The sequence below is a fragment of the Agromyces sp. NPDC056965 genome, from assembly GCF_042673425.1.
In the GTDB taxonomy this organism is placed as follows: Bacteria; Actinomycetota; Actinomycetes; order Actinomycetales; family Microbacteriaceae; genus Agromyces.
In genome coordinates this window covers 17876-28318 of the sequence record NZ_JBHURI010000056.1, presented here as the reverse complement: position 1 = coordinate 28318, position 10443 = coordinate 17876, and the positions used below count along the sequence as shown (strand labels likewise).

Genomic DNA, 10443 nt, shown 5'->3' with positions numbered 1-10443 from the left:
GCGCCGCGGCATCCGCTCGACCGTGCTCAGCCGACCGCGCTCAGCTCGCCGGCGTGATGTTGTGGTTGCGGCGGAACACGTTGCCCGGGTCGACCTGCGCCTTGATGCGGCGCAGGCGCTCGAGCGTCGCGGGCGGGTACATCGCCGCCGTGACCTCGTCGCCGTACTCGACCGAGAAGTTGCCGTACGTGCCGCTCGTGAACGCGAGCGCGGCATCACTGCCGGCCTTCACCGCGGCGAGCTGCTCGGACGAGGCGTCGGACGCGAGCACGCCGTTGACGATGACGAGCGCCTCGGCATCGCGGTGGGCGATCGCCGTCGCGTCGGGTGCGACGCGGGAGAACGCGCCGCCGAGCGCGCGGAGCAGCACCATCGTCGGCACCTCGCGGGCGTACGCCGCCGCGACCGCGTCGAGCGCCGCGTCGGACACCTCGGGCACGAAGCCGTTGCCGCCCACGAACAGGAAGGGCGGGCGACCGGGCGGGGCGTCTTCGAGCAGGTCGCCGTAGGCGGTCGGCGCGAGCGACACCTCGACGACCGAGGGCAGCGCGAGCAGCGGGGCGAGGAGCTCGCGGAGCTGCGCCTCGGTGCCCTGCAGGGCGACGCCGAGCTGGGGACCGCCGGGCATCTCGGGCCCGAAGGGCGGCAGCAGCATGAGCGACGAGTTCAGCTCGTCGGGCCCGGCCCGCATGACATCGCGCCAGGCGCGGAGCACCGCCGGCACGTCGGAGCGGTCGAATCGCACGAGCCCGCCGACGAGTCCATCTGCGGGGATCGCCTGGAAGACGAACCGCGTCGCAACGCCGAAGTTGCCGCCGCCACCGCGCACCGCCCAGAAGAGGTCGGGGTGCGAGGTCTCGTTCACGGTCAGCACCTCGCCCGCGGCGGTCACGAGCTCGACCTCGCGCAGCGCGTCGATCGCGAGGCCCTGCCCGCGCACGAGCCAGCCGATGCCGCCGCCGAGGGCGAGGCCGCCCACGCCGACGTCGCGGGTGTCGCCCGAGCTGATGCCGAGCCCGCGCGGCGCGAGGGCCGCAGCGACGTCGCCCCAGCGGGCGCCGCCGCCGACCGAGACGAGACCGTCGTCTGTGACCTCGATCGCGGTGAACTCGGCGAGGTCGACGACGAGGCCGCCCTCGACGGGGAGGAGGCCGTGGCCGCCGCTGCGCACGGCGATCGGCATGCCGGCCGCAGCTGCGAGGCCGACGGCCGCCGCGACCTCGTCGACGGTGTGCGGCCGAACGACCGCGTCGGGTTCGCCGACGCCGGCGAAGACGGTGCGGCCGGCGTCGTACTCTGATGCGCCGGGACCATGGGCCCGGCCTGGGATTCGCTCACTCAATTCGGAGAGAAGAGACATTTCTGAAGTCTTGCAGCGGCCTGCGACATCCGGAACGGTGCTCGCTCAGCGCTGAATCGGTGCGTTCGCATGCACCGATGCGAGCGTCGGCGGAGCGGCGTACGGTGTCGCGCATGACCTTCAACGACGGCCTCGTCACCGCCAACCTGTCGATCTCGCTCGACGGCTACGTCGCCGGTCCGAACCAGACCCTCGCCGACCCGCTCGGCGAGGGCGGCGAAGACCTGCACCGGTGGATGTTCGAGCAACCCGACGAGAACGCCGCGATCGTCGAGCAGATCCTCGCGCCGCGGGCGTACATCATGGGCCGCAACATGTTCGGGCCGATCCGCGGCGAGTGGACCGACGAGGAGTGGAAGGGCTGGTGGGGCGACGACCCGCCGTACCACGGGCCGGTCTACGTGCTCACGCATCACGCGCACGACCCGATCCCGATGGAGGGCGGCACGACGTTCCACTTCGTCACGACCGGCATCGACGACGCGCTCGCCCAGGCGAGAGCCGCCGTCGGCGACGGGCGCATCTCGATCGCGGGCGGCGCGAGCACCGTGCGGCAGTACCTCGCCGCCGGCCTCATCGATCGCATCATCGTCACGATCTCGCCGATGATGCTCGGCGGCGGCGAACGCCTCTTCGACGGCATCGACGACCCCGGCCTCACGCCGGTCGAGGTGCTGAACACGCCGCTCGCGACGCACATCACCTACGAGCGGCGCTGACGACGGGGTGAGCGGATGCCGAGGCATCCGCTCACCCGAGGCTCACTCGCCGCTCGGGTGCGCGCCTGCCGCGTCGATGACCCACGCGTAGGCGAAGGCGCGCTCGCGCCACGCGGCGTACCGGCCCGACACCCCGCCGTGGCCCGCCGCCATCTCGATCTTCAGCAGCGGGTCGGCGCCGACGTCGCGCAGCTTCGCGACCCACTTCGCCGGCTCGACGTAGAGCACGCGGGTGTCGTTGAGCGAGGTCACCGCGAGGATCGGCGGGTAGTGGTTGACGTGCACGTTCTCGATGGGGGAGTACGACTTCATGTAGGAGTAGACCTCCTCGTCGTCGAGCGGGTTGCCCCACTCGTCCCACTCGATGACCGTGAGCGGCAGCGACGGGTCGAGGATCGAGGTCAGCGGGTCGACGAACGGCACCTCGGCGAGGAATCCCGAGAAGTACTTCGGCGCGAGGTTCGCGACGGCCCCGATGAGGAGGCCGCCTGCGCTGCCGCCCTGGGCGACGAGTCGGTCGGGGGCCGTGATGTCCTCGTCGATGAGATGGCGGGCGACCGCGGCGAAGTCGGTGAAGGTGTTGCGCTTCTCGAGCTTCTTGCCGTGCTCGTACCAGAGCCGCCCCATCTCGCCGCCGCCGCGCACGTGCGCCACGGCGAAGATCATGCCGCGGTCGAGCAGCGACAAGCGGGGGATGCCGAAGCCGGGGTCGATCGAGTGCTCGTACGAGCCGTAACCGTAGAGCAGCGTCGGTGCGGGCGTGCCGAGGTCGACGAGGTCGTGCCGATACACGAGCGAGACGGGGATGCGCGTGCCGTCGTCGGCCGTCGCCCACTCGCGGCGCTGCGAGTAGCGCGTGGCGTCGTAGTCGCCGAGCACGGCCTGGCGCTTGCGGAGCCGCCGCTCGCCGGTCGCGACGACGACGTCGTACACGGTCGAGGGCGTCACGAAGCTCGTGTACCCGATGCGGAGCGTGGGCTGGGCCCAGTCGGGGTTGCCCGCGAGGCCGACCGAGAACAGCGCCTCGTCGAACGCGAGCTCGTGCAGCGTGTCGTCGGGCGTCGCCCCGGCGGGCAGGCCGGCCGGCGGCACCTTCGCGACCGCGACGCGCGGCAGCCCGTCGCGCCGGTACTCGACGGCGACGAAGTCGCGGAACGCGTCGACCCCCTCGAAGCGCACGGCCGGGTCGTGCGGCAGCAGCACGCGGCGGTCGCCCTGCGGGTCGGATGCCGCGACGCTCACGAGCTCGAAGTTCACGGCCTCGTCGTTGTGCACGATGAGCAGGCGGTCCTTGCCGCCCGCGACGACGTGCTCGACGTCGTACTCCACGCCGTCCTTGCGCGGCCAGACCACCGAGAACGAGCCCGTCGGCTCGGCGGCGTCGAGCAGCCAGGTCTCGCTCGTGACGTTGGAGCCCGCCTCGATGACGAGGAAGCTGCGACTGCGGGTCACGCCGACCCCGAGCCAGAAGCGCTCGTCGGGCTCGGTGAAGACCGAGACGTCGTCGGATGCCGCGGTGCCGATCTCGTGCCGCCAGATGGTGTCGGGCCGCCACGACTCGTCGACCGTCGCGTAGAAGACGTAGCGCCCGCTGGGGTCGAAGGTCGCGCCGCTCGAGGTGCCCTCGATGACGTCGTCGTACTCGCGACCCGAGCCGTCGAGCGAGCGCAGCCGGATCGTGTACCGCTCGTCGCCCTCGACGTCGGTCGCGAAGAGCAGGGTCGATCCGTCGCCGGTGACGTCGAAGCTGCCGAGCGAGTAGAAGTCGTGCCCGTCGGCCTCGGCGTTGTCGTCGAGCAGCACCTGCTCGCCGGGGAGGGGCGAGCCCGAGTCATCCGTCACCGGGGGTTCCCAGTCGTCGGCGCCGGCGGCGGGCACCCGGCAGTGGATGCCGTACTCGCTGCCCTCGACCGTGCGGGTGTAGTACCACCAGTCGCCCTCGCGGGTGGGCACGCTGAGGTCGGTCTCCTTCGTGCGCGTCGTGATCTCCTCGAAGACCTGCTCTTGCAGGATCGCGAGGTGCTCCGTCTTCGCCTTCGTGTAGGCGTTCTCCTCGTGCAGGTGCGCGAGCACCTCGGGGTCGTCCTTCTCGCGCAGCCACTCGTAGTCGTCGACGACGACGTCGCCGTGGTGCACGCGTTCGATGGGTCGCTTGTCGGTCTTCGGCGGAGTCAGCACGTTCCCACGCTACGCCCCCGAGCCGGGCCGGTGTCGAGCGCCGGCGAAAACCGCGTTCAGCACGGGAATCGGACGCCATGATCGGGGTTCGCGGGATCGAGAGACTTAGGTTAGCCTTAGCTCAATCCACTCCGTTCGTACCGGGAGACGCGCGTGCTCGCCAACTACCTGATCGGCCTCCGCGAAGGCCTCGAAGCAGGGCTCATCGTCGGCATCCTCGTCGCATACCTCGGCAAGATCGGCCGCCGCGACCTCTTCGGCCGCCTCTGGTTCGGCATCGGCATCGCGGTCGCCGTCTCGCTCGGCGTCGGCGCGCTCCTCACCTGGGGCCCGTACGCGATGACCTTCCAGGCGCAGGAGATCCTCGGCGGCGTGCTCTCGCTCGTCGCCGTCGCCATGGTCACGTGGATGATCTTCTGGATGGGCACGCACGGGCGCACGCTCTCCGCGGAACTGCGCGGCAGGGTTGACGCCGCGATCGACCACTCCTGGGTGGCGATCGTGGTGCTCGGCGCCCTCTCGGTGGGGCGCGAGGGCATCGAGACCGCCCTCTTCGTCTGGGCGAGCGTCTCGGGTGGCAGCGATCCCGTGCTCGGCACCATCGGAGCGTTGCTCGGCATCGTCACCGCGATCGTCATCTCGTGGGGCATCTCGCGCGGCCTCGTGCGCATCAACCTGTCGAAGTTCTTCACCTGGACCGGGCTCTTCCTCATCCTCGTCGCGGCCGGGGTGCTCTCATACGGCATCGGCGACCTGCAGGAGGCGGGCGTCATCCCCGGTCAGGGGCAGGCCGCCTACAGCCTCGCGGCGGTCATCCCGCCGGGCGGTTGGTTCAGCGCACTCCTCGCCGGCATCTTCAACTTCACCCCCGAGCCGACCTGGGCGCAGGTCATCGGGTGGGTGCTGTACGTCGCCGTCACGACGACGCTCTACCTCGGCATGCTGCACCGCCGGCGCCGGCCGGCGCCCACGGCGGCCGCGGCCCCCGCCTCGCCGACGACCACGCCCGCTGCGGCGAACTGACCACCGATCACCCCCACGTCTCACCCCACCTCGAATCCAGGAGCCTCCATGACCCGACGCGCCCTCGCGGCATCCGCTGCCGTGACCGCACTCGCGCTCGCCCTCACCGGCTGCGTCGCGAAAGCCGATCTCGCCTCGGCGATCGCCGTCGACATCACCGACGACGGATGCGCCGTGGCCGCCGCCACCGCGCCCGCGGGCGCCGTGACGTTCGCGCTCGCCAACAACGGCACCGACGTGAACGAGTTCGAGATCCTCGCCGACGACCAGCTGCGCATCGTGGGCGAGAAGGAGAACGTCACGCCCGGACAGGAGATCGACTTCACCGCGCAGCTCGAGCCGGGCACCTACTACACGGCGTGCAAGTTCCAGCAGGTCGGCGCCCCGATCGGCCTCGCCGAGTTCACGGTGACGGGCGAGGCCTCGGCGGTGTCGGCCGACGAGCAGGCGCTCAGCGACCAGGCCGTCACCGAGTACCTCGCCTACGTGCGCTCGCAGTCGGCCGAGCTGCTGCCCCTCGTCGAGGCCTTCGCCGCGGCCTACGCCGCCGGCGACGACGAGACCGCGCGCTCGCTCTTCGCCGCGACCCGCGTGCCCTACGAGCGCATCGAGCCGACGGCCGAGGCGTTCGGCGACCTCGACCCGAAGATCGACTTCCGCGAGGTCGACGCCGTGGCCGACGGCCTCGAGTGGACCGGCTTCCACCGCATCGAGAAGGACCTCTGGCCGCCGGCGGCCGGTGACCTGAACTCCGACGGGCAGGACGCCCTGAAGGACTGGGCGCCGTCGACGCCCGAGGAGCGCCGGGCCTACGCCGACGGCCTCGGCGCGGATGTCACGGAGCTGCACGACCTCGTGACCGCGAAGGACTTCACCGTCTCGCTCGCCGACATCTCGAACGGCGCGATCGCCCTGCTCGACGAGGTCGCCGCGGGCAAGATCACGGGCGAGGAGGACTGGTGGTCGGGCACCGACCTCTCGGACTTCGCCGCCAACGTGCAGGGCGCCGGCGTCGCCTTCGGCGCGGTGCGCGCGCTCGCCGAGTCGAAGGGCGACGAGGGCGCGGCCCTCGCCACCGAGATCGACGAGCAGTTCACGGCCCTCGAGGCCGCGCTCGCCGAGTACGGCTCGCTCGAGTCGGGCTTCGTCGACTACGCGACCCTCACCGACGCCGACAAGAAGACGCTCAGCGACGAGGTCAACTCGCTCGCCGAGCCGCTCTCGCAGCTCACCGCAACGGTGCTCGGGGTCTGATGAACGAATCCCGCTCGACGGCCGGTGACGCGCAGGGTGTGTCGCCGGCCGAGGCGCACCCCGAGTCCGGCACCGGAGTCGGGGCCGAGCCCGCGGCCGCACCCGACGCGCCTTCCGCCTCGGGTGTCAGCCGTCGCCAGCTCTTCGGCTTCCTCGGTGCGGGCGCGGCCGGTGCCGTCGTCGGCGCAGCCGCAGGGGCCGGTGTCGCGGTCGCCGCGACGGGCGGGGCGGATGCGCCGGGCCCCGCGGCATCCGTGTACCCGTACTTCGGGGCGCACCAGGCCGGCATCGTGACCCCCGCCCAGGACCGCCTGCACTTCGCGGCCTTCGACGTGGCGGAGACCCTCGACCGCGACGGACTGATCGCACTGCTCACGGAGTGGACGGCTGCAGCGGCCCGCCTGACCCAGGGCCTCGAGGTCGCAGAGGGCGGCGCCGTCGGCGGCTCGGACTACGCGCCGCCGGTCGACACCGGTGAAGCGCTCGGCCTGCCCGCGAGCGGGCTCACGATCACCTTCGGATTCGGCCCGGGGCTCTTCGCCGACGCCGCGGGCGCCGACCGCTTCGGCATCGCCACCCGGCGGCCCGCCCTGCTCGAGCCGCTGCCGCGGTTCCAGGGCGACGCGCTCGTGCCCGAGATCTCGGGCGGCGACCTCTGCATCCAGGCATGTGCCGACGACCCGCAGGTCGCCGTGCACGCGATCCGCAACCTCAGCCGCATCGCGTTCGGCCGGGCGAGCCTGCGCTGGTCGCAGCTCGGCTTCGGTCGCACGTCGTCGACCTCGACGACGCAGGCGACACCCCGCAACCTCTTCGGCTTCAAGGACGGCACCGCGAACGTCAAGGCCGAGGAGACCGCGACCGTCGACGAGCAGATCTGGGTGGGCGGGAGCGACGAGCCCGCGTGGCTCGAAGGCGGCTCCTACCTCGTGGCACGTCGCATCCGCATGATCATCGAGAACTGGGACCGCGTGCAGCTCGGCGAGCAGGAGATGCTCGTGGGGCGGTCGAAGGGCGAGGGCGCCCCGCTCTCGGGCGGCACCGAGTTCACCGAGCCCGACTTCGAGAAGACCGGTGCGACGGACGCCCCGCTCATCGACACCAACGCGCACGTGCGACTCGCCCACCCGACGACGAACGGCGGCGCACGTATGCTCCGCAGGGGATACAACTTCGTCGATGGCAACGACTCGCTCGGGCGGCTCGACGCGGGGCTCTTCTTCCTGTCGTTCCAGCGCTCGCCGCAGCAGTTCATCGACGTGCAGCGGAACCTCGCGAGCGACGGGCTGAACGAATACCTGAAGCACGTGGGCTCGGCGATCTTCGCCGTGCCGGGCGGTGTCGCCGAGGGCGAGTTCGTCGGTCAGGCGCTCTTCGCCTGAGGCCCGGAGGCCCCGAGACCCGGCGCTAGCCGCCGACCTTCACGAGCCAGCGACCGCCGCCCTGGTCGATGAGCCTGCCGCTGACCCGCGTGCCGTCGGCGCGCTCGGCCGAGAAGTCGATCGGCGGCAGGCCGGTCGCCGAGAGGGCCATCCCGCCGCTGAACGTCGGCGAGACGTAGCCGAGCTCCTCGAGCGCCTGCTCGCGGGCCTGCGTGTCCCAGATGCCCGACAGCACCCACGCCATGGCCCCTGCGGTGAGCGCCGAGACGAGGAAGAGCACGAACCCGAGCTCGCGGACCGGCTTCGAGCGGCGCCGCGTGCCGATGAACGAGACGACGACGCCCGCGACGAGCACGACCAACGGGATCGCGATCGGCCAGGGGTTCCACGGCGCGATCGTGACGATGACATCGGCCTCGGCGGCCAGGATCATCCGGTCTTCGTCCAGTCGAGGTTGATGACGTCGCCGATGTAGACGTTCTCGCCGAAGTCGTGCACCTGCGGGTTCATCCGCAGCAGTTGCTGCTGCGGCAGGTCGAAGCGCTGGGCGATGTCGAAGAAGTGGTCGCCCGAGACGACCGTGTAGCTGACGGGCATGCCGGTGCCGTCGAGCACCGGGGTGCCGCCCGCCCCGTCGATCGCGCCGAGGTCGACGGCGGGGCCGGGTTCGTAGACCGGCGCGGGGGCGTTCGGCACCGGTTCGGGCGCGGGGGCCGGAGCGGGTTCGACCGGGGCGGCGGTCGGCGTCGGAGTGGGCGTCGGCTTCGGCGTCGCGGTGACGGTCGCGAAGATCGTGACCGGCGGCGGCGTGGGGGCTGCGACGCACCCGCCCAGCACGAGCGTCGCCGAGACGGCGAGCGATCCGAGGACGCCGGATGCCCCGATTCGACCGAGTGCGCGCGGCATCGGGCCTCCAACGGTAGGGCGGCGCGCCGCCCTCGGCGCGCCGGTCGGTTCACCCTACCGGGTCGGGTCGGGTCGTCGACAGGTCGACCTTCGTCGTATTCGCGGCGGGATTCCGAGCGCTCGCGTCGACTCGTCGAGCGGCCGGATCGAGCCGGTCGAGGAGCGCGCCGCGGATGCGCGCGAGCCCCTCGACGAGCTGCGTGTCGCTCGGCGCGGCGTAGCCGAACACGATGCCCGGACGCCCGGGGCCGGAGGCCGCCGAGTAGTCGGAGAGCGGCGCGACGGCCACGCCTTCGCCGTCGAGCCGGTTCACGAGGGCAGCGGATGCCGCGGCATCCGACAGCTCGACGACCGCGTGCAGGCCGCCGTCGAGACCCGAGAGCGGCGCGCCCGGGAGGCCGTCGAGCGCGGCGAGCACGAGTCCGCGCCGGTGGGCGTACTCGCGCCGGGAGACCGCGATGTGCCGGCGCACGGCGCCGCTCGCGAGCAGCTCGGCGATCGCGTGCTGGGCGATGCCGGGAACGGGGCAGGCCTCGTCGTCGCGGGAGGCGCCGATCGCGTCGCGCAGCCCGGAGTTCGTCGGCGGCAGCACGAGGTAGCCGAGCCGGATCCACGGCGTCAGCACCTTCGAGAGGCTGCCGACGAGCACGACGCGGCCGCTGCGGTCGAGCGAGGCGAGCGCGGGCAGGGGCGGCCCGAGGTGGCGGAACTCGCTGTCGTAGTCGTCCTCGATCACGAGGGCGTCGTGCGCCCCGGCCCAGGCGAGCAGTTCGAGCCGGGTCGCGACCGGCAGGCGCCCGCCGAGCGGGTACTGGTGACTCGGCGTGACCATGACGGCGTCGGGTGCGAGCGGCAGGCGCCGCAGGGCCTCGACGTCGAACCCGTCGCGGTCGACGCCGATGGGGTGCGTTCGCACGCCGCGCCGTTCGAAGAGGCGCCGCGCCGAGGGGTAGCCGGGGTCTTCGATCGCGAGCGCGGGAGCACGCCCGGTGCCGCGCCCGAGCACGGACGCCAGGAGTCCGAGCGCCTCGCTCGTGCCCGCGGTGACGACGATGTCGTCGGGCGAGCAGTCGAGCCCGCGCGCGTGACGCAGGTGGTCGGCGATCTCGGCCCGAAGCCGCGGCACGCCGAACGGGGGCGGGGAGTCGGCGGGGATCTCGAGCGCAGCGGCGCGGCGCCAGGCCGTGCGCCACGAGCGCGTGTCGACGCGCGAGGTCGACGGGCGGCCGGGCAGGAGGTTGATGCGGGGCTCTGCGGGGGCGGCCTCGACCGATGGCGAAGCCGACCGCGCAGCCGTCGTGCCGGGGCCGGCTGCCGCGGCATCCGCTGCCCGCTCGGTACGCGGCTGGAGCTCGGCGACGCGGGTGACCGCGCCCTGCCTCGAGTCGAGGTAGCCCTCGCCCGCGAGCTGGTCGTAGGCGGCGACGACGACGCTCCGCGAGATGCCGATCGCGCTCGCGAGCGCCCTGGTCGACGGCACCGGGTCGCCGGGGCGGAGGCTGCCGCCGAGCACGCGCCGGCGCAGCTCGTCGACGAGCTGCGCGCCGAGCGGCACGGCGGAACTGCGATCGACGTCGATGATCGGGCCGTCCACGCGACTCCTGACTGGACTGGTCGATTC

Annotated in this window: 9 protein-coding genes; 4 read left to right on the top strand and 5 right to left on the bottom strand. The window is 72.5% G+C overall.

The features are described 5' to 3' along the window. Positions 1-40: 40 nt before the first annotated feature. Positions 41-1342: an FAD-binding oxidoreductase gene (locus tag ACFTQE_RS14325; protein WP_376925710.1), complete on the bottom strand. Its 1302-nt coding sequence runs from the start codon at positions 1340-1342 to the stop codon at positions 41-43. A gap of 131 nt (positions 1343-1473) precedes the next feature. Here ACFTQE_RS14325 and ACFTQE_RS14320 point away from each other — a divergent pair, with 131 nt between their 5' ends. Next, positions 1474-2079: a dihydrofolate reductase family protein gene (locus tag ACFTQE_RS14320; protein ID WP_376925709.1), complete on the top strand. Its 606-nt coding sequence runs from the start codon at positions 1474-1476 to the stop codon at positions 2077-2079. 42 nt (positions 2080-2121) lie between these two features. On the opposite strand, the gene ACFTQE_RS14315 is transcribed toward ACFTQE_RS14320, so the two are convergent. Then, positions 2122-4257: a S9 family peptidase gene (locus tag ACFTQE_RS14315; protein ID WP_376925708.1), complete on the bottom strand. Its 2136-nt coding sequence runs from the start codon at positions 4255-4257 to the stop codon at positions 2122-2124. Positions 4258-4410: 153 nt separating this feature from the next. On the opposite strand from ACFTQE_RS14315, the gene efeU reads away from it, so the two are divergent. From efeU to efeB, 3 genes are read left to right on the top strand one after another with little or no spacing between them, the layout of a single operon-like run. Next, positions 4411-5280 carry an iron uptake transporter permease EfeU gene (efeU, locus tag ACFTQE_RS14310; protein WP_376925707.1) on the top strand — a complete coding sequence of 290 codons (870 nt, stop codon included), beginning with the start codon at positions 4411-4413 and terminating at the stop codon, positions 5278-5280. Between the two features lie 48 nt (positions 5281-5328). Next, the gene (efeO, locus tag ACFTQE_RS14305; RefSeq protein ID WP_376925706.1) at positions 5329-6534 is read left to right on the top strand and encodes an iron uptake system protein EfeO; all 1206 of its coding nucleotides are present in this window, start codon (positions 5329-5331) and stop codon (positions 6532-6534) included. After that, positions 6534-7916, top strand: coding sequence for an iron uptake transporter deferrochelatase/peroxidase subunit (efeB, locus tag ACFTQE_RS14300; RefSeq protein WP_376925705.1), 1383 nt, complete (start codon positions 6534-6536; stop codon positions 7914-7916). The genes efeO and efeB overlap by 1 nt, the downstream gene beginning before the upstream one ends. A gap of 25 nt (positions 7917-7941) precedes the next feature. Here efeB and ACFTQE_RS14295 read toward each other — a convergent pair whose 3' ends face one another. From ACFTQE_RS14295 to ACFTQE_RS14285, 3 genes are read right to left on the bottom strand one after another with little or no spacing between them, the layout of a single operon-like run. Then, the gene (locus ACFTQE_RS14295; RefSeq protein ID WP_376925704.1) at positions 7942-8349 is read right to left on the bottom strand and encodes a hypothetical protein; all 408 of its coding nucleotides are present in this window, start codon (positions 8347-8349) and stop codon (positions 7942-7944) included. Beyond that, positions 8346-8822, bottom strand: a complete 477-nt coding sequence (locus ACFTQE_RS14290; RefSeq protein ID WP_376925703.1) for a LysM peptidoglycan-binding domain-containing protein — start codon at positions 8820-8822, stop codon at positions 8346-8348. The genes ACFTQE_RS14295 and ACFTQE_RS14290 overlap by 4 nt, the downstream gene beginning before the upstream one ends. A 49-nt stretch (positions 8823-8871) precedes the next feature. Continuing rightward, entirely contained in the window at positions 8872-10416 is a 1545-nt protein-coding gene (locus ACFTQE_RS14285; RefSeq protein ID WP_376925702.1) for a PLP-dependent aminotransferase family protein, read from the bottom strand. Positions 10417-10443: the final 27 nt, after the last annotated feature.